Origin of the sequence: Tritonibacter mobilis F1926 (assembly GCF_000376545.2) — a bacterium.
In the GTDB taxonomy this organism is placed as follows: Bacteria; Pseudomonadota; Alphaproteobacteria; order Rhodobacterales; family Rhodobacteraceae; genus Epibacterium; species Epibacterium mobile.
The window spans coordinates 2,946,782-2,965,578 of record NZ_CP015230.1 but is presented as its reverse complement, the minus strand read 5'-3'; the positions used below and the strand labels follow the sequence as shown (position 1 = coordinate 2,965,578).

At 56.4% G+C, this 18,797-nt stretch carries 15 protein-coding genes, 1 tRNA gene and 5 pseudogenes; 7 read left to right on the top strand and 14 right to left on the bottom strand.

The features are described 5' to 3' along the window. Positions 1-394: 394 nt before the first annotated feature. From K529_RS24045 to K529_RS13915, 3 genes and pseudogenes are all read right to left on the bottom strand, one after another. The gene (locus K529_RS24045; protein WP_065335409.1) at positions 395-628 is read right to left on the bottom strand and encodes a transposase; all 234 of its coding nucleotides are present in this window, start codon (positions 626-628) and stop codon (positions 395-397) included. Between the two features lie 38 nt (positions 629-666). Beyond that, positions 667-897 (bottom strand): annotated as a pseudogene (locus K529_RS23090) (hypothetical protein); the annotation flags it as partial. A gap of 155 nt (positions 898-1,052) precedes the next feature. After that, on the bottom strand, positions 1,053-1,466 hold the full coding sequence (locus K529_RS13915; protein WP_005619594.1) for a hypothetical protein: 414 nt from the start codon (positions 1,464-1,466) through the stop codon (positions 1,053-1,055). A gap of 139 nt (positions 1,467-1,605) precedes the next feature. Between K529_RS13915 and K529_RS13910 the strand changes: the two genes are divergently transcribed. The 4 genes and pseudogenes from K529_RS13910 to K529_RS13900 all read left to right on the top strand — a co-directional run bounded on the left by K529_RS13910 (position 1,606) and on the right by K529_RS13900 (position 7,111). Then, a complete protein-coding gene (locus tag K529_RS13910) occupies positions 1,606-3,231 on the top strand; it encodes a calcium-binding protein (protein WP_131664955.1) in 1,626 nt (541 codons plus the stop codon). Between the two features lie 2 nt (positions 3,232-3,233). Continuing rightward, positions 3,234-5,270: pseudogene (locus tag K529_RS23855) on the top strand (calcium-binding protein); the annotation flags it as partial. A gap of 77 nt (positions 5,271-5,347) precedes the next feature. After that, positions 5,348-5,491: pseudogene (locus tag K529_RS24040) on the top strand (calcium-binding protein); the annotation flags it as partial. 336 nt (positions 5,492-5,827) lie between these two features. Beyond that, positions 5,828-7,111 carry a Hint domain-containing protein gene (locus K529_RS13900; protein WP_065327221.1) on the top strand — a complete coding sequence of 428 codons (1,284 nt, stop codon included), beginning with the start codon at positions 5,828-5,830 and terminating at the stop codon, positions 7,109-7,111. Between the two features lie 398 nt (positions 7,112-7,509). Here K529_RS13900 and K529_RS23850 read toward each other — a convergent pair whose 3' ends face one another. The 4 genes and pseudogenes from K529_RS23850 to K529_RS13890 form a co-directional block, all read right to left on the bottom strand. Then, entirely contained in the window at positions 7,510-7,824 is a 315-nt protein-coding gene (locus K529_RS23850; RefSeq protein WP_039983218.1) for a hypothetical protein, read from the bottom strand. 150 nt (positions 7,825-7,974) lie between these two features. Further along, positions 7,975-8,061, bottom strand: a pseudogene (locus K529_RS24035) (hypothetical protein); the annotation flags it as partial. Between the two features lie 303 nt (positions 8,062-8,364). After that, a pseudogene (locus K529_RS23085) lies at positions 8,365-8,580 on the bottom strand (ATP-binding protein); the annotation flags it as partial. Positions 8,581-8,838: 258 nt separating this feature from the next. Next, positions 8,839-8,914: transfer RNA gene (locus tag K529_RS13890), tRNA-Lys, on the bottom strand. A gap of 248 nt (positions 8,915-9,162) precedes the next feature. On the opposite strand from K529_RS13890, the gene dapF reads away from it, so the two are divergent. From dapF to K529_RS13875, 3 genes are read left to right on the top strand one after another with little or no spacing between them, the layout of a single operon-like run. Continuing rightward, positions 9,163-9,990, top strand: a complete 828-nt coding sequence (gene dapF, locus K529_RS13885) for a diaminopimelate epimerase (protein ID WP_406707201.1) — start codon at positions 9,163-9,165, stop codon at positions 9,988-9,990. Next, complete coding sequence (mtaB, locus tag K529_RS13880; protein ID WP_005616644.1) at positions 9,987-11,252, top strand: tRNA (N(6)-L-threonylcarbamoyladenosine(37)-C(2))-methylthiotransferase MtaB; 1,266 nt, start codon at positions 9,987-9,989, stop codon at positions 11,250-11,252. The genes dapF and mtaB overlap by 4 nt, the downstream gene beginning before the upstream one ends. Positions 11,253-11,271: 19 nt before the next feature. Continuing rightward, on the top strand, positions 11,272-11,793 hold the full coding sequence (locus tag K529_RS13875; RefSeq protein ID WP_005616642.1) for a chloramphenicol phosphotransferase CPT family protein: 522 nt from the start codon (positions 11,272-11,274) through the stop codon (positions 11,791-11,793). Between the two features lie 142 nt (positions 11,794-11,935). Here K529_RS13875 and K529_RS13870 read toward each other — a convergent pair whose 3' ends face one another. From K529_RS13870 to thiB, 7 genes are all read right to left on the bottom strand, one after another. After that, complete coding sequence (locus K529_RS13870; RefSeq protein WP_005616640.1) at positions 11,936-12,727, bottom strand: cytochrome c1; 792 nt, start codon at positions 12,725-12,727, stop codon at positions 11,936-11,938. Positions 12,728-12,745: 18 nt separating this feature from the next. Beyond that, positions 12,746-14,074, bottom strand: a complete 1,329-nt coding sequence (gene petB, locus K529_RS13865) for a cytochrome b (RefSeq protein WP_005616638.1) — start codon at positions 14,072-14,074, stop codon at positions 12,746-12,748. A gap of 13 nt (positions 14,075-14,087) precedes the next feature. After that, complete coding sequence (petA, locus tag K529_RS13860; protein WP_005616636.1) at positions 14,088-14,648, bottom strand: ubiquinol-cytochrome c reductase iron-sulfur subunit; 561 nt, start codon at positions 14,646-14,648, stop codon at positions 14,088-14,090. A 223-nt stretch (positions 14,649-14,871) separates the two neighbouring features. Continuing rightward, complete coding sequence (locus tag K529_RS13855) at positions 14,872-15,474, bottom strand: glutathione S-transferase (protein WP_005616633.1); 603 nt, start codon at positions 15,472-15,474, stop codon at positions 14,872-14,874. 113 nt (positions 15,475-15,587) lie between these two features. Next, a complete protein-coding gene (locus tag K529_RS13850; RefSeq protein WP_040641913.1) occupies positions 15,588-16,283 on the bottom strand; it encodes a thiamine ABC transporter ATP-binding protein in 696 nt (231 codons plus the stop codon). Beyond that, complete coding sequence (locus K529_RS13845) at positions 16,270-17,841, bottom strand: thiamine/thiamine pyrophosphate ABC transporter permease ThiP (protein WP_005616628.1); 1,572 nt, start codon at positions 17,839-17,841, stop codon at positions 16,270-16,272. The genes K529_RS13850 and K529_RS13845 overlap by 14 nt, the downstream gene beginning before the upstream one ends. Further along, on the bottom strand, positions 17,817-18,794 hold the full coding sequence (gene thiB, locus K529_RS13840) for a thiamine ABC transporter substrate binding subunit (RefSeq protein WP_005616626.1): 978 nt from the start codon (positions 18,792-18,794) through the stop codon (positions 17,817-17,819). Before thiB ends, K529_RS13845 begins: the two co-directional genes overlap by 25 nt. Positions 18,795-18,797 lie beyond the last annotated feature (3 nt).

Genomic DNA, 18,797 nt, shown 5'->3' with positions numbered 1-18,797 from the left:
GCGCGACTCGTTCTCTAGACGGGAGGAGCTGGGAATGCGGCGGCTTCCAACGCATTAGACGATTTATTGAGAATTCACCTGAATGCCAAGAAAGTGTTGCGGCAGCCGTGCAGGTACCCGCGCAGCAATTCGTTACATCTGCGTTCTGACCGCTCTGCATCGTGTCATGAGCGGCAGTTTCTGATGCTAAGGGTACTAAGTTCAATGTTGTTGAACCAAATTCACTAGCTTCCGACTGCGCGATCGGCGCGCTATCGTGATGTCCGGCTAAAGAATGCGCGGCGGATGGCAGTGAAAACCACAGCGCAAAGATCATCGCAAAAACGACGGTGATCCTTGCCAGCCGAATGATATTTGCCATATACATCATGCTCAGGACACTCTCGCGAGTACATCACAGTGTCAAGCAGGAATTTAGGTTCTGTCGACCATGTTCGCTTGTCAGGTTGGAGGTCACGATGTGACCGCTCTCCGGGTCGAGGCCGATATGAAGTTTGCGCCATGTTTTACGGGCGTTTGCCAGCCTGTGCTTCTCCGCCATCCAATCCCGGCCACCGTGAACCCGCAGGCCTGTGCTATCCACAATGAGCGTGATCGGGCCGCTTTTCGTTTGCCGGGTCTGCGCCATTTTCGAGCTAAGGTCAAATCTGGTGTTTGAGCGGTTTTTCATGCGGCGGCGGTTTCGGGTTGGGTTTGCTTGACGCCGTCTTTGAAATTGATGCCTTGGATGACCTCTGCGAGATGGGCGAAGCCGCGTAGCTTTCGCCAATTGTTTCGGGCGCATTGACCGAGTTTGAACATCCGCTGCCCGGCGGGGTTATGGCACAGCTATGACCCGAGAGGGATGTGAAGCATGCCGTCTCTGGTCAGGCAGCCTTTCGAGCGTTTGGTGCGATAGCCTGCAGCTCATGCGTCTTACTCTCCGATTTCCCTGAGCGTAACCAGCGTTTTGAGGATGAGAGAAGGTCATGCGCAGACTTCCTTCACCTTGAACACCAAGCTGGAGTGTTCAATACGCTCATAGCTTACCATCTGGAGGTGCCCGGACCGGATCAGCCGAACGAGCGCACGGAACCCATCCCGTCAAGGCCGGTTTGCTCGACCAAGCTATTGATCGTGACGACGCCGGTCATCCGACCGACGATATCTGATGTAATGCAGCCGAGCTTACGCGGTGCTTGAAGCCTCTGAACTAAGGCTACCTCGTCATCAATGAAGCGATGGATGCGGGCTTTAACTTCCAAGCTTGAGGTCAGCTGAAAGCCAAGACGAGAGGGGCGAACAACGAGATTGTCATTGTCCGACAGAGGAAGAATGCCTCTTTTGGTCAGGCAGTTACTAGCGATTTCCAGTCTTATGGGCCACGGCTTCTCACAAAAAGCCTCGACTGCCGCTTTCTTCGTGCTGATCTTAGAAAGTTTCAGGAACAACACGCCATTGCTATCGAGGCGCCGAGCCTCTGTCATCAAAGCCTTTGCTGGACGGTCACCAACAGCGCCCAAATATCGTCACCAAAGCGCGGATTATTAGCCAGTTTTTAACACGCAAGTACCATAACTCCAGTGTCTTAAGTTTACGTGGAAGTATTTGTTCTGGGGTGTTGTTGTGCCTTATACACTAGATTGGGATTTCACCGGTGCGTCTGGCGCCCATGAACTGAGTGACGCAGGTGACACTTTAGGTGTCACCATAAGTACAACCGCCACCGGGGATGGCAGTTTTAGCGCCAATAACCCCTCTTATGTCCCAGAAGACGGCCTATGGACCGCGCCTGAGAGCGACACCCGAACAGTTGGTCTTCAATTTGATGCGCCGGTCACAGACGTCTCATTTGAACTTCTCAATGTCGATTCCGGAAGCAACTGGGACGAGAAGATCACGATCATTGCGCTGGACGCGAATGGGAATCACGTACCCGTCACCCTGACACCGCGCAACCCGAATACAACTGTTGATGGCAATACCGTTCATGCAGGCGAAGCTGCCGCAAATGATTTTTCAGTTGATGGCGGTACCGATACTGTGGGTGTCAGTATCGCGGGCCCAATCGTTTCGTTGCAGATCATAGTCGAGCCCGACGATGACCCTAACGACGGCGCTTCGCAGGCGGCAACAGGCTGGATGGGAATCAGCGACATCAATATTGGCGGCGCATTAGACTTGATTGTCAGTGGAACGAGTGGCGCGGATACAATCGATGACGGCTATCTTGGTGACCCTGAAGGTGACCGCGTTAACAACAACGATGCGCTTGATGGTTCCAATGATGATGTCATTGAAGCAGGAGCCGGCGATGATTCCGTAAGTTCTGGTGTTGGAAATGACACGATCGATGGCGGAGCGGGTAGGGACACGATTGCCGGAGGCGCAGGCAGAGATTCTATCGTCGCGGGGTCAGGCGATGATTCGGTCCTGCTGGGCGGTGGCGATACAGTGTCGGGCGGTGCTGGTGACGATCTATTTACGGTCGATGCAACGCTGACCGAGACAGGTATTATCCATATCACCGGTGGTGAGACTGCTGAAGAGCTGGCGATTGATGCTGCCAATAACCCTGGGGGGCGCATTGGCGATGTGCTCGACCTGACAGGGCTCGACAATGTAACGATTACGTATGATCAGACTGATCCAACATGGGACGGCAACACATCCGAGAGCGGTACCGTCACATATACCAACGACAATGGCGATATGATCTCGATACAGTTTGCCGAGATTGAAATCGTCATCGCGCGGGATGAGGTCGTCGAAGGTGGTGCCGGAGACGACCTGATAGATGCCTCCTACACTGGCGACCCAGGGTATGATCGCATCGACGCAAATGACAATACGACGGGAACGAATGACGACGTAGTTGAAGCCGGTGCAGGTAACGATACCGTAAGGTCTGGAAGCGGCAACGATCATATCGAAGGCGGCGCGGGAGATGACGCGCTATACGGGGAAACTGGAAACGACTCGATCTATGGTTGGTTCGGAAATGACACCCTTGAAGGTGGCACCGGTGACGACGTGATGGATGGCGGTACAGACGATGACTCGCTCGTCGGTGGTAGTGGAAGAGATACTCTTGCCGGTGGCAAAGGCAACGACACCTTGGAAGGGGGAGATGGGAGCGACAAGTTCAACTTTTGGGCGGTCGACTTTGGAAACGATACGGTTATTGGCGGTGAAAATAGCGATGATGACTACGGTGATGAACTCAGCTTCGGTCCGCTGTCCTCCATCTGACGGTGGATCTCACGCAGGGTGCAGGCGGCGCAAGCAATGGTGAAAGCGGTGTTGTTACGGATGGCACCAACACGATAAATTTCAGCGAAATCGAGCGTTTACGCACTGGGACCGGGGATGACAGCATTCTGGGCTCTGATCAGGATGATCGGATTGATGCGAACGCGGGCGCGGATACTGTGGACGCGGGCGCAGGTGACGACATAATCGACCTTGGTGTGTACGGGGCGGCAGATGGGGATGCTGATACAGTCATCCTTTCCGATGGCGATGGCAACGATACCATCAGCGGCTTTGATGCACCGACCGACAATGGGGATGGAACCTACACGGGCGGCGATCAACTTGATGTATCGGGCCTCACGGATGCCGGTGGCAACCCGGTCAACGTATTGGATGTTACGGTTTCGGATACCAATGGTGATGGAACCGGCCATGCTGTGCTGCAATTTCCCAATGGCGAAAGCATCACACTCAACGGTGTCGATCCCGGAACGATCAATACGCCCGCCGCGCTTGCCGCGTTGGGTATCCCTGCGCCCAACTATATTGTCGAAGGCACCAGTGGTGATGATGTGATAGGTCTCGCCTACAATGGAGATCCTAATGGCGACATGGTTGACGCAGGAGACAACATCGCCGGCAACAACGACGATGTAATCCACGCGGGAGCTGGAAACGACAGTATCTCCTCAAGCTTTGGTGATGACAGTGTGGATGCAGGAGACGGGAATGACAGCGTCTGGGGGGGCTCCGGCGAGGACACGCTGATCGGCGGCGCGGGCAATGACACTCTGCGGGGAGCTACCGGAGATGACCTCCTTTATGGTGGCGACGATGATGACCATCTCTCCGGAGAAGATGGCAACGACAAGCTTCATGGCGGGCTAGGCAATGACTTTCTCGACGGGAATTCCGATAATGATACGATCTACGGCGATGCAGGTAATGACACGCTGACAGGGGATTTGGGCGATGATGACCTTTATGGCGGCACCGGGTCAGACACGATCTATGGCGACGAGGGGGATGACAGTCTCGAAGGCGGGGATGGCAATGACTCGCTTTATGGCGGCGCTGGGTCTGACACCCTGCGAGGTGGCGACGGGGACGACTACCTCGGCGGCAGCGGCAATGCAGAAACCAGCAGCGACAGCCTGTTTGGGGATGCGGGCAATGACACTCTTTATAGCGGCTCCGGCTTCGCTACTCTTGATGGCGGCGATGGCAATGACCGCCTGTATGTGAATTCCGGCAATACGACTCTGAAAGGCGGCACCGGCAACGATTCCATCCATGGCGGCACCGGTGACGATTCCATGATGGGCGAGAGCGGCGATGACAGCTTTGATCTCGCTGACGACTTTGGGAACGACACGATCATCGGCGGTGAGACCGGTGAAACAAATGGCGACACGCTCGACCTGCGCAACATTACCAGCGATCTCACCATTGACCTGACCTCAGCCGATGCAGAGGCGGGCAGTTTTACGGACGGCACCAGCACCGCTACCTTCACTGAGATTGAGAATATTCGACTGGGCCGGGGGTCAGACACCCTTGTGCTCGCAGATGGTTCCGGCGCGGATGCGGTGCAGGGCTTTGACATGACCGATAGCGGCGACGGCACGACGGTCGACCAGCTTGATGTCTCTGATCTCACCGATGCTGATGGCAACCCTGTCAATGTGTTTGATGTGACGGTCGCCGACACCAATGGTGATGGCACCGGTGATGCGATCCTGCAATTCCCCAATGGCGAGAGCATCACGCTCGCAGGGGTGAGCCCGAGTTCGGTGAACAATCAGGCCGCGCTGATGTCGATGGGCATTCCGGGCCCGGATTACATTGTTGAGGGCACCAGCGGTGATGATTTGATCGATGTGAACTACACGGGCGATCCCGAGGGTGACATGGTCGACGCCGCTGACAACGCGGCGGGGAACGATGACGATGTGATCGTCGCCGGCGCTGGCGATGACACAATTCAATCCGGAGCCGGCAGCGATACCGTGAGCGGCGGAACTGGCAACGACGTTCTCTCAGGCGGAGAAGACGATGACAGCCTTGAGGGTGGAGAAGTTCCGATACCCTCTTTGGCAATGCCGGGAACGATATCCTTGTCGGGGGTGGTGGCAATGACACAATGCATGGGGGCGATGGCAACGACAGCTCCGATGGCGGCGACGGGGATGATTACATCAAGGCCGGGAACGGGAGCGATACTCTGGTCGGTGGCGAAGGCGCAGACAGTCTCATCGGCGATGGCGGCGATGACGATTTCGTCGTTGGTGCTGGTGACACGGCGGTGGGCGGCATCGGAGACGATGAATTCCGGTTCGACTCTTCGCTGTCCGGTACCGCCGATATCACAGTCACTGGCGGCGAGGATGGCGAAGAGGACAGCATCGACGCCACCAACAACCCCGATGGCCGTATCGGCGATGTGCTCGATTTGCGAGGAGCAAGAAATCTGGACCTCAACTATGACGATACCGATCCGACCTGGAACGGGATCACCTCAGAAAGCGGTAGGGCCATCTACACCAACGATGCGGGTGAACGGGTCAGCGTCTATTTTTCCGAAATCGAGAATGTGCTTACCGATTACATTGTTCAGGGCACCGGTGGCGATGACCGGATCGACACAGCCTATACAAGCGATCCCGAAGGCGACATGATCGATAACAATGATAACGCCGCCGGGAACAACAACGATACGATCATTGCCGGTGATGGCAACGACACGATTTTGGCAGGCGAAGGCGATGACAGTGTTCAGGCTGGAAACGATGACGATGCGCTCTTTGGTGGGGATGGCAATGACACCCTCTCCGGGGGCGACGGCAATGATGCGCTGTTTGGTGGGGCCGGGAATGACCTGATGATCGGGGGTAGTGGGGACGATCAGTTCTCCGCAGGTACCGGCAATGACACGATTTATGATTTTGGCGCTGGCAACAGTGGCTCGATCAATGATGGTGACAACACCAACAATGATTTTGTCGATCTAACGCATATTTACAATCAGACCACCTATGATCAGGCCGTTGCCGATGGGCTGATCGACCCAACAGTGATCCGAAACCCCTTGCAATGGATGCGCGCGGATCAGGCCGACGATGGTGTGCTGAATTCCTCCCATATGGGTGGCGATACGCTGACCATTCGAAATGGCGGAACTGCGGTTTCGGCTGATAAGCTCAACACGGAAACCACCGGGGTTATCTGCTTTACCAAGGGTACGATGATCATGACAATCACCGGCGAGCGCCCTGTTGAGGAGCTAAAAACCGGTGATCTAGTGCTCACCTCTGATGCTGGGTTTCAGCCGCTCAGATGGATTGGAAACCGTCGCCTCTCAGCGGCGCAGCTGGCACAAAGCCCCAATCTGCGCCCCATCCGTATCCGTCGCGGTGCTCTTGGCTCGGACCTGCCAACGCGCGATCTGATCCTGTCGCCACAACACCGCGTGCTGATTGCAACCCCGGCGGTTGAGCGGATGTTTGGCACCTCGGAAATTCTGGTGGCGGTCAAACACCTGACGGAACTCGAAGGCATCGATGTGATCGACGACGCCCCCGGCGTGGACTACTGGCATTTCCTTATGGACCGCCATCAGGTGGTGTTCTCCAACGGGGCCCGGACAGAAACGCTTTATACGGGCAGCGAGGCGCTAAAGGCCGTCGGGCCAAACGGGCGACTGGAAATCCTGGCGTTGTTCCCGGAACTGCGCACCGAGACGGCCATCGACCCCTCGGCCGGGTTCTCGCCAGCGCGCATGATCGCAAGTGCGGCGCGGGGCCGCCGACTGGCGCAGCGCATCGCCAAGAATAAACAGAATATGGATAGATCATTTTCTTGTTCAGTCCGGGCCTGACCTCGCGCCGTGATCCCGGTCCAGGGGTAAAGTAATCTCAGTAACGGCTCTGACGATGTAACCACCCCCCCGACGGCATCAGAGCCCTTCAAGCCGGTCGGATATCTCTCAGGTTAACATCGAAACGTTTTAAAGCCTGAGTTGTGTGTCTCGCTGGTCACTGGTGGTAACCGCTCGATCTAGCTTGCAGCTAGCCGTCATGTCATTTGCACGTAATGTGATCCGGGGCTGATGATTGCAATCGCGTCGCAAATAAACTGCGACAGCGGCAACCCGGACTGTTTGTTCACTGGAGCCTGCGGCTGGGTAGTTGAACAAGAAGAGGTGTATGAATCGAGAGCTTCGCGTAGGTCTCTGTGAAGGCCTGAGATTGAATTCCCCTCGGGCTACTCGACCACCTAGCCGGTCATGAAACCTTTGCGCGAGATCACAAACTTTGCGAGATAGGTGAGTTGGAACGGCAATAGAGCGAGTGTCGCGCCATATGAGATCAGCAGATCCCAGTCCACCGCGCCTGTCGCTATCGCGAACGGCAGGTCGTATTGCATGGTTAGCAGGAGGATACAGGCGGCGAGAGTTGTGCCGCTGAAAACGATGCTGTTGACCGCATTCCGTCGCCGCCCGAAGGCCGAACATCTCTCCAGTTCGAAATTTTCCCGCATGGTGATCAGGTCTCGCCGGAACGCCCCCAACCGCTGGGGCCAGTCAGGCATCACGGTTTTCTCCCCGCGCCGTTGTTTCCCGCGCGTCGCAGGTCGCGGAGCCTGAGCCGTTTTGTCTCGCAGGGGTGCCGCGTGTTCGAATGGGTCTTCTCCAAACGCATTGCGGATCGCAAGAAGTTCCAGAGCTGGGATATGGCGTTTACCACTTTCGCATTGGCGGTAGGTTTCTCGCCGAACCCCGGTCAGTTTTCCGATATCGGCCTGGGTAAAACCCCGAGATTCCCGCATCTATCTGAGGGCTGCGCCCAGCTTCTTCAGATTTTTTGATTCGGATTTTGGCAGTGTTTTCGGGCTCATCGGTCGGAATCCTGATCACAGACGAGGACACCCTGCCGAAAAATGCAGGAAAATGTCAAATTCTCAAACTTCTGTTCCTGTTTGCCGAATTTCACTGATGAGTGCAGTCGCACCCACAAATGTGTGCAAATGCGCTCATGGAAATGCGGGGAAATTCCAGCCTGTTGACTGTCACTGATAACTGACCCGGTATTTTCACCGAGATTTGACCCACCCTCAGTTATGCGCTTTGGTCTATGATGTGGTCAATGTTTTGGTCTCCTTCCCTGTTTTGTTTGCTGCCTCAGAACTGGCCTTGAACCGATAGCTGTCGTTGCCAGTTTCCAGAATGTGGCAGCGGTGCGTTAGCCGGTCGAGAAGCGCGGTTGTCATCTTCGCATCTCCGAAGACTTGCGCCCATTCCGAGTAGCTAAGGTTAGTTGTGATGATGACGCTGGTGATTGCATACACCACAATCGTATGATTGCATTTCGAGATGGCGTCGGCGGCTCAGTGCTGTCGTTTAATGACCGATAGGATTCGACGAGCCGTGCGCTGCCTCCACGTCCACCAAAATCCGGCAAGCCCATGATAAAGCCGCTTAATTTACCTGCTGCTCAAAACACGGAATACCACAGGGCACCACATTTTTTCATGCAAGGTGGTAGCTAGGTGGTTGCTAGAAGCAAAAAACTAGAAGCTGCGATTTAGCTAACCCATTGAAAAGAGTGGTGAGCCGTGCAGGATTCGAACCTGCGACCCACTGATTAAAAGTCAGTTGCTCTACCAACTGAGCTAACGGCCCACTCTCTGTTCAGAAGCTTTTGATCGCCTCTGCGGATCGCCTTTAAAGCTGATTAATCCAAAAGGATCAAGCGCTTATTTCGGGCTGAAACTCTGCAACCTTGCTGGCTGTATCGTTCCGATAGGGGGGGCTTCTACGGTCAAGCCCGCAAAGGGTCAACCCCCTTTTCAAAGTTTTCTACGCTATCTCTGGATTCATTTTCACATGAAGTCTATATGCGGCTCATGACCTCCCTAGGATCCGATCATATGTTGACGTTCATGAAGATGCATGGGCTTGGAAACGACTTTGTCGTTATTGATGCCCGTACGCAGGATATTCAGATCACTCCGGCTATGGCCAAGCGAATCGCGCATCGTCAGCTTGGAATGGGATTCGATCAGCTCGCGGTGATCTTTGCTGCCAAAGAGGGTGCGGCGGCCGACGCGCATCTGGTTTTCTATAACGCCGATGGTTCTACGTCTGCGGCCTGCGGCAATGCGACTCGCTGTATCGCGCGGTATTTGATGGATCGAAGTGGCCAAGATTCACTCAACCTGACTACCGACCGAGGTGAGCTGGCCGCAAAGGATGCAGGAAACGGCCTGACATCGGTGAATATGGGGGCGCCGCAGCTGTTGTGGGATGAGATCCCCCTGTCGGAAGAGATGGACACGTTGGAACTACCAATTGAGGGCGCGCCTACGGCAACTGGCATGGGCAACCCGCATTGCACGTTTTTCGTTGAAGACGCCGAGCTTATTCCGCTGGAGGAGTTTGGCCCACGCTACGAACACCACCCTCTTTATCCTGAGCGCACCAATGTTCAGATTGCTCATGTGTTGGGGCCGGATCATCTGCGTATGCGTGTCTGGGAACGCGGTGTGGGGGTGACGCTTGCGTCGGGGTCTTCGTCATGCGCGACAGCGGTTGCTGCGGCGCGTAAGGGGCTTACAGGGCGCAAGGTGCAGATTGATCTGGATGGCGGGACGCTTTTGATCGACTGGCGCGAGGACGGTGTCTGGATGACGGGGCCTACCATGCATGTGGCGGATGGCAGCTTCACCCGTCAGTTTGTTGAAAGCTTTACCCAGTGAGCGGTGCGCCGAAATTCACGACCCTTGGCTGTCGGCTCAATGCCTATGAGACCGAAGCCATGAAGGAACTGAGCCGTCAGGCGGGTCTTGAGAACGCCGTGGTCGTGAATACATGCGCGGTCACTGCAGAGGCTGTGCGCAAAGCCCGTCAGGAAATTCGCAAATTGCGCCGGGATAATCCTGATGCGCCGATCATTGTCACGGGCTGCGCCGCGCAGACTGAACCCGAGACATTCGCCGCGATGAGCGAGGTCACGCAGGTCATCGGCAATACCGAGAAAATGCAGCCTGAAACCTGGCAACGCATGGCGAAAGGTCCTGATTTTATCGGCACCACAGAAAAAGTTCTGGTGGATGACATCATGTCGGTGACAGAAACCGCAAGCCACCTGATCGATGGGTTTGGTACGCGTTCGCGGGCCTATGTGCAGGTGCAAAACGGCTGCGATCACCGGTGTACTTTCTGTATTATTCCCTACGGCCGCGGTAACTCGCGTTCGGTTCCAGCGGGCGTGGTGGTCGATCAGATCAAACGACTGGTGGATAAGGGCTACAATGAGGTTGTGCTGACCGGGGTCGATCTGACCAGTTGGGGGGCAGACCTGCCCGCAAAGCCCAAACTCGGCGATCTGGTGATGCGAATCCTGAAGTTGGTGCCGGATCTGCCACGTCTGCGTATCTCTTCCATCGATTCGATCGAGGTGGATGAAAATCTGATGCAGGCGATTGCCACCGAGCCGCGCCTCATGCCGCATCTGCACCTCAGCCTGCAGCATGGTGATGATCTTATCCTAAAGCGGATGAAGCGTCGGCACCTGCGTGATGATGCGATTCGCTTCGCCGAAGACGCACGCAAACTGCGCCCAGAGATGACCTTTGGCGCCGACATTATCGCGGGCTTCCCGACCGAGACTGAGGCGCATTTTGAGAATTCGCTCAAACTCGTGACCGAATGCGACCTCACTTGGCTGCATGTGTTCCCCTACTCCAAACGTGAGGGCACGCCTGCCGCCAAAATCCCGTCGCAAGTCAACGGCAACGTTATCAAGGATCGCGCGGCCCGTCTTCGTGCCAAAGGGGACGCACAGGTGGCAAAGCACCTCTCTCAGCAGCTGGGGCGCCAGCATTACGTCTTGATGGAAAATCCAAACATGGGGCGTACTGAGCAATTCACCGAGGTGAGTTTTGCCATCCCACAAGTCGAAGGTGCGCTGATACAGACCCGTATTACCGGCATACAGGGCACACAACTTACCGCCTGACCTCATAAAGGACGACCACATGGCCTTGATCTTGTTTCTTCACGGCCCGTCCAGCAGCGGTAAATCTACGCTTGCCGCCGCAATTCGCGAGGCATCAGACCGGCCCTATCTGCATCTTTCAATTGACCACCTGCGCGACAGCGGGGCGTGGGAACCCTCTGCTTACCCAGATTGGAAGACCGCGCGGCCGAGGTTCTTCTCGGGCTTTCACCGCGCCATTGCCGGCTTTGCCGATGCGGGCAACGATCTGATCGTCGAACATATCCTCAACACCCCTGGTTGGCATGCAGAGTTGCAGGCTTTGTTGGCCTCGCACAATGTGATGTTCATCGGTTTGATGGCCCCGCTCGCAACCCTGGAGGCACGAGAAACAGCGCGAGGAGATCGCCCTGCTGGAAGCGCCGCGCAGGACTTTACACATGTCCATAATGGCCTCTCATATGATATCTCACTCGACAGTACTCAGCCTCTGAAAACCAGCGTTGAGACTATTCTTTCGATGACCAAAAATTCGCCCATGCCGTCACGATTTTTTTGCTGAGGCCAATCTCTTCTAACGCCAAATATCCCGGGGTGAATGCGCCACAGGCGCAGAGGGGCTGGCCCCTCACGACCTCCTTGATAAAAAAAGCCCCCGTATCATCTGATACGAGGGCTTCTTGATTTTGTTAGGAGGAGACCTCTCAGGAGGTCTTCTTGCCCTTGTGCGGGGCCCACAGACGCTTATTGGTCAGGTACAGCAACACCGACAATACCGTCAGGAACAGCACGCCGATGAAACCAGCCTGTTTCCGGGCCATCATCTTGGGTTCTGCTGTCCACATCAGGAAAGCAGCGACGTCTTTTGACAGGCTTTCCAGATCATTCTCATGACCGTCGATGAACTCGACCTGTTCATCCGCCAAGGGCGGCGCCATGGAAATCCAACCGCCTGCAAAGGCCGTGTTTTCATAGAAGGTTGTGCCTGCTTCGACCTTGGTCTCGCCAGTGTAACCCGTCATCAGCGACGCGATATATTCTGCACCGCCCATGCCTTTGAACAATTGGTTCAGACCCAGACCATATGGGCCGTGAAAGCCTGCACGGGCCTTTGCCATCAGGCTCAGGTCCGGTGCACCCAGAGAGGTGTTGGCCGGGAAGTGATCGACCGGAGTCGCCGGGCGGAAGTCGTCCAGCGCGGCGTCGAACACCTCGAAATTGTCCGCCGCATAGGCGCGCACCTGATCCTCGGGGATGCCGGGGCCGCTTTCGTCTGAAAGTGTACGGATCGGGACCTGTTTCAGACCATGACATGCAGCGCAGACTTCGGTGAAGACCTGAAGGCCACGCTGAAGCTGGTTCTGATCATAGGTTCCAAACGGACCCTCGAACGAGAAGGCGAAGTCTTCGATGTGACCCTCACCCCCAGCCGCGAATGATGCGGCTGGGACGAGTGCCAGAGCGAAAGCAGCACCGGTTACAAGTTTCTTGAACATTGGTAGCTGTCCTTCTTCTTATTCAGCAGGAGTAGCTTCGGATTTCTTGCCGTAGTGGGCATTGAAATCGTCTTCGATGGTTGCGGGCATGGCTTCGGGCTTCTCGATCACACCCAAGAGCGGCAGGATCACGAGGAAGTAGCCGAACCAATAGGCAGAAGCGATCAGCGAGAAGGACGCATAGGGCTCTTCCGCAGGCATCGCTCCCAGCCACATCAGGGCGAAGAAGTCGATGACCAGCAGCAGGAACCACCACTTGAACTGCGGGCGGTATTTGCCCGAGCGCACGCGAGAGGTATCAAGCCACGGTGCCAGCGCCATAACAGCAATCGCACCAAACATCGCCAGAACACCGAAGAACTTCGCATCGATGATACCGCCGGTCACAAAGGACGCGATCTGTACAACCCAGACCTCAGAGGTGAAGGCCCGCAGGATCGCGTAGAAGGGCAGGAAGTACCATTCCGGAACGATGTGCGCAGGAGTCACCAGCGGGTTGGCTTCGATGTAGTTGTCCGGGTGACCAAGGTAGTTCGGCATGAAGCCGACGATGGCCCAGAAGATCACCAATACCACCGCGAGGCCAAGGAAATCCTTGATCACGAAGTAGGGCCAGAACGGCAGGGTGTCTTTCTTGGCTTCTTCCTTGGAGCCGCGACGCACTTCAACACCGGTGGGGTTGTTGTTGCCCGTGGTGTGGAAGGCCCAGATGTGAACGATCACAAGGGCGGCAATCACGAAGGGCAGCAGATAGTGCAGCGAGAAGAAGCGGTTCAGAGTTGCGTTATCAACCGCAGGTCCACCCAGAAGCCAAGTCTGGATCGGCTCGCCAATGAATGGGATCGCGCCAAAGAGGCCGGTGATCACGGTTGCACCCCAGAAGGACATCTGGCCCCAAGGCAGAACGTAACCCATGAAGGCAGTGCCCATCATCATCAGATAGATCAGCATGCCCACAATCCACGTGATTTCACGCGGGGCCTTATAAGAGCCGTAGAACAGGCCGCGGAAGATGTGGATGTAGACCGCCACAAAGAACAGCGAAGCGCCGTTGGCGTGCATATATCGAATCATATAGCCGCCATTCACGTTGCGCATGATGTGCTCAACGGAGGCAAAAGCCAGATCTACGTGGGGCGTATAATGCATCACCAGAACAATGCCGGTAACGATTTGCAGCGCCAGACAGAAGGCGAGCACAATACCCCAGATCCACCACCAGTTCAGGTTCTTTGGGGTGGGGATCATAATGGTGTCATAGACGAGGCCGACGATGGGCAGGCGGCTGTGCAACCACTTTTCCGGGCCTGTCTTGGGTTCGTAATGGTCGTGCGGAATTCCTGACATGCGTGCGACCCCCTTATCCTAGCTTGATGGTGGTTTCGTCGGTGAACTCAGCCACCGGGATGTGCAGGTTCTGCGGCGCGGGACCTTTGCGGATACGGCCTGCGGTGTCGTAGTGCGAACCATGGCATGGGCAGAACCAGCCATTAAATTCACCGGCACCATCGCCAAGCGGTACACAGCCGAGGTGGGTACAGACACCCATCATCACCAGCCATTCGCCGTTCTCGTCAAGAGTACGGTTTTCATCCGAAGCATCGGTGCCCGGCTTGTTGGGGTTCTCCGAGGACGAGTCGATCAGTTCCTGCATCTCGACTGCGCGCGCTTCGTCAATTTCTTCCTGCGTGCGGCGGCGAATGAACACCGGTTTGCCGAGGAACATGACAGAGATTTGTGTGCCGACGTCAACGCCTGAAATGTCCACAAGGATGGAGGACAGGGCCTGAACGTCAGCCGAGGGATTCATCTGGTTGACCAGTGGCCAAACGGCGGCACCCGCGGTGACTGCCCCTGCGCCAGCTGTGGCGTAGTAGAGGAAATCTCTCCGGGTTCCTTCGTGGTCTTCTGCGTGGGACACGAGTTTTCTCCAAGTTTCAGCGCCCGTTTAGGGCAAACATGCGCTTACACCGCAATAAACGCGGTGACTCAGCCGCGTGTCTAGCGATGCAAACCGGGTTCGTCTAGCGGTCAAAGCAGCGCAGGCCCGCCTGAGTGTTGCATTCTTTCACAGAACTGTTGCACTGCTGCGCCTTCGCCTCCTATCTGACTCACCCTCATTTAAACGAAGTGAACTCTTTGCTTCAGGCTGCGTCAGGTCGGGTTGCCTGCATTGAGGGCCGTGTTTCAAAGGTCTCAAACCACTTCGCCAGCTGGGGTGATGCGTCTCGCCAGCCCGCATCGGGGTGTCGGAAATCCACATAAGCCAGAGCTGCTGCAACGGCTAATTGGCCAATATTTACGGGTCCCGACAGCAATGGCATCCAACGAGTCTCGATTGCGGCACAGGCTCCGACCACCTTGCACAGCTGCCCTTCAAGCCACGCGTCCCATTGCTTCTCAGCGGGGCGCAGGCGTTTTTCATAGGACATGGAAACTGCCGCATCCATGATGCCATCCGCCGTGGCCTCCAGAACTTTCATGTCCCATCCACCGCGGTAAAGCGCCCCGTCTGCACGCGCGTCTAAAAATTCGCATATGACCCGGCTGTCATAAAGCGTCGGGCCGCCGTCGCGGATTAAGGCCGGGATTTTTGCCAGTGGGTTACTGGCTGCCAGCGCCGAATCTGGCCCGGTCACAGAGGTGCTGACGGGCAGCAATTCCACATCATCCATCTGGCCAGTCTCATGCAGTACCAACACGACTTTGCGCACAAAGGGCGAGGCGGGCGAATAATAGAGCTTCATCTCACTGGATCTCCCTGATTGTCGCAACTCTAGCGCGAGGCGCGCAATGAGGGAAATGGGCTATCATAAAAAATGAAGGAGAGCAGGTAAGTTGAGGTGGCGGCAGGCTCGGCTCATGTTCCCAAATACTCTCGAAGCGCTGCTGGCGGATTGTCTAATGTTTCTGCCGTTGGGGCGGGAGGATGCAGTTTTCCTTCTGCGATGAGCAGGACTTCGTCGGTGATACGTCGGGCATCATCTGGATCGTGGCTTACCATCAGGAGCGTAATATTGCGTTCGGCCGCGATCTCCTTGACCAGATCCAGCATCTCCGCCTTGAGCGCAGGCCCAAGGGCGGCAAAGGGTTCGTCCAACAGCAACAGGTCGCGTTGTTGCACCAACACACGCGCCAGTGCGGCGCGGCTTTGCTGCCCTCCCGACAGTTCAGCCGGTTTGCGACCCTCCATACCGCTCAAGCCCACGCGCGATATCGCGACTTCTACAGTCTTCATTTCGTCGGGTGTGAGCTTGCGATTGGGATTGATCCCCAGTCCCGCGTTTTGTGCGACTGTCAAATGTGGAAACAGGTTGCCATCCTGAAATAGCATTGCGACGGGGCGCTTTCCCGGTGGGCGCGCCGTCAGATCGTCGCTGCGCCAAAGGATCTTTCCGCTGTTGAGTGGTTGAAACCCTGCAATCGCCTCGAGAAAGGTGGACTTGCCAGCCCCGGACGGGCCGATCACGGCAACCCGTGCGCCAGCTTTGATGTCGGCGGTGCCGGAAAGGCGGAAGTCTCCTTTGCGGATGTCCAATGCGTTAAGCCTCAGCATGAAGGCGCCCCCCTCGGTCCAAAATCCAGAACGCGCCCATGGATATAACAAACAACAGCAGCGCAGCCCCTTGTGCCGCTTCCATCCGGTAGGCTCCCATCAGGCGATAGACTTGCAAGGGCAGAGTGGCCACTTCGGGGTCGGCAAAGAGTGCGATCACACCGAGATCCCCAAGTGACAGCGCCGCCGTTAGCCCCGCCGCAAAGCCGATCTGCGCGCGACATCGAGGCAGAAGAACACGTCTCCACACCGTGCGCCCGTTCATATCGAGTGCAAGTGCAAGCCTGGCATTGTGGTGCAGCACGTGCCGCATACGTGGGACGAGTATCCGCAGCGCAAATGGGAGTGCCATCACCATGTTCACCAGCGCTGTGACAGGCAGGGCCAACAGGAACGGGTCAATATAAGGGTATACCATCACAAACAGTCCGGTCCCGATCACCAATGGAGAGGCAGCAAGGCCAAGTATGCCAGCCACTTCGCCGAGCCTTTTGCGTCCCAACGCAATGCTGGCCGATAACGGTAGAGCCACACATAACAAAAACACAGTGCTGAGTGTGGCGACCTGTATGGAAACCCACGTTGCGCCCCAGACAGATGCTGGCAGTGACACAAGCCCCGGCAGCCCTGAAATCAATACGGCAAGCAAAGGTAGCATGAGAAAAAGCGCTGCGGCTGCGATCCAGAATCCGTCGATTATGCGTGCACAGGTTCCTTTGCCATCCCAACGTATCACGGCACGATCAAGACCTGCGCCAAACCCCTCAGTCGAAGAGGCTTTGAGCGCTAGAAATGCGGCCACCACTGTCAGGACAAGCTGCACGCCCGACAGCATCGCTGCCCGTCCAAGGTCAAAATCAAAGTGAAAGGCCTGATAAATCGCCAATTCGATCGTGGTGGCTTTGGGACCGCCACCCAGGGTCAGTGCAACCGCGAAGCTCGACACGCAGATGGCAAAGATTACCGCAGCCGTTCCCGGCACGACTTGCCGCAGCATTGGGGCTTCGGTCAGTTGCCACATGGCGCGAGGGCCTGCATTCAGTTGTGCAGCAAGGCGAAACCGTTCTGCGGGGATTTCTTGCCAGCCTTGCAGAATAAGTCGGGTCGCCAAAGGAAGATTGAAGAACACATGCGCGATCACCACCCCATGCAGCCCATAGATCTGCACGGGCGGCAGACCGGCAAGGCCAAGTAGATCGCTCAGCCAGCCCGAACGTCCAAACACAGAGAGTAGCCCGAGAATTGCAACAATGACGGGCAGGATAAATGGCGCACCCAATAGGGTGATCAACACACGCCGCCCGAAAAACCGCCGCCGTGCCAGCGCTTTTGCCACCGGGATTGCCAGCGCCACGCTCAAGAGCGCCGACAGGCTGGCCTGCACCAGCGTGAAACGCAATGCCGCCCAGTCGGCGGCTGCAAAACCACTAAGGTCATCTGCCTGCAATGCCACTGCAACAAGAGTGCCCAAAACCAGAAGCGCCACCCCAAGGGCGGCGCAGGTTCCGGGCCAGATCGCGACCACAGGCAAGGTTACTGGCTGAGCGCTGCGCGCCATTCGTCCAGCGCCTCGGCGCGTATAGATGCGGCTTCCTCTTCGGGCAGCAACAGAGATTTTTCCGGGCTGACGAGGGTTTCAAACCCCTGAGGCAGACCTTCGGAGGGAGTTACCGCCGGATACATCCAGTTTGTGGTCGGGATAACCGATTGGAAAGCATCAGATACCATGAACTGCAGGAACTGATCCGCCAACTCCGGCTGGTCGCTTGCGGCAAGTTTGCCCGCAACTTCGACCTGCATGTAGTGTCCTTCGTCAAAAAGCGCCGCCGCTTTGCTGTCGTCGTTTTCGGCGACCAGATGGTAGGCTGGCGAGGTGGTGTAGGAGAGCACCATGTCGGCCTCGCCTTCGAGAAAGAGACCATAGGCCTCCGACCATCCTTTGGTTACGGTGACGATGTTGTCACTGAGGCTTTCCCAGATTGCGGGGGCCTCATCTGCATAGGCGGCCTTAACCCACATCAGCAGGCCTAGCCCTGGTGTTGAGGAGCGCGGGTCCTGAATGACGATTTTCACATCGCTCTCACCCAGCGCTTTGAAGTTCGACGGCACATCAGCATCCGCGTTGTGGACAAAGGCAAAATAACCCCAGTCGTAAGGAGCAAAATGCGTATCTTTCCACTCGATCGGCAGCGCATATTCCGCTGCGACAGACATCGGTGCAAAGAGACCCGTTTCTTTGGCGGCTGCGGTCAGGTTGGTGTCGAGCCCCAACACGATATCGGCATCTGAACGTTCGCCTTCCAATTTGATCCGTGCAAGTAAGGCTGCGCCATCACCTGCACCAACGAACTTAAGATCACAGTCACAGGCGGCCTCAAACGCGGCTTCTACAGCGGGGCCGGGCCCCCATTCCGAAACAAAGCTGTCGTATGTGTAGACCACCAACTGAGGTGTGTCTGCCGAGGCAGCGGTGGCAACCAATGTGGCGCTCGCAAGGATGAGGGATTTCATGTT

Coding starts and splice junctions, on each gene's coding strand:
- K529_RS13915 (WP_005619594.1), bottom strand. CDS start 1,466: ATGACAGAGGCTCGGCGCCTCGATAGCAATGGCGTGTTGTTCCTGAAA.
- K529_RS13855 (WP_005616633.1), bottom strand. CDS start 15,474: ATGAAGCTCTATTATTCGCCCGCCTCGCCCTTTGTGCGCAAAGTCGTG.
- K529_RS13845 (WP_005616628.1), bottom strand. CDS start 17,841: ATGGCGCGCAGCGCTCAGCCAGTAACCTTGCCTGTGGTCGCGATCTGG.
- dapF (WP_406707201.1), top strand. CDS start 9,163: ATGTTGACGTTCATGAAGATGCATGGGCTTGGAAACGACTTTGTCGTT.
- K529_RS23850 (WP_039983218.1), bottom strand. CDS start 7,824: ATGCCTGACTGGCCCCAGCGGTTGGGGGCGTTCCGGCGAGACCTGATC.
- thiB (WP_005616626.1), bottom strand. CDS start 18,794: ATGAAATCCCTCATCCTTGCGAGCGCCACATTGGTTGCCACCGCTGCC.
- K529_RS24045 (WP_065335409.1), bottom strand. CDS start 628: ATGGCGCAGACCCGGCAAACGAAAAGCGGCCCGATCACGCTCATTGTG.
- K529_RS13875 (WP_005616642.1), top strand. CDS start 11,272: ATGGCCTTGATCTTGTTTCTTCACGGCCCGTCCAGCAGCGGTAAATCT.
- K529_RS13870 (WP_005616640.1), bottom strand. CDS start 12,727: ATGTTCAAGAAACTTGTAACCGGTGCTGCTTTCGCTCTGGCACTCGTC.
- petB (WP_005616638.1), bottom strand. CDS start 14,074: ATGTCAGGAATTCCGCACGACCATTACGAACCCAAGACAGGCCCGGAA.
- K529_RS13850 (WP_040641913.1), bottom strand. CDS start 16,283: ATGCTGAGGCTTAACGCATTGGACATCCGCAAAGGAGACTTCCGCCTT.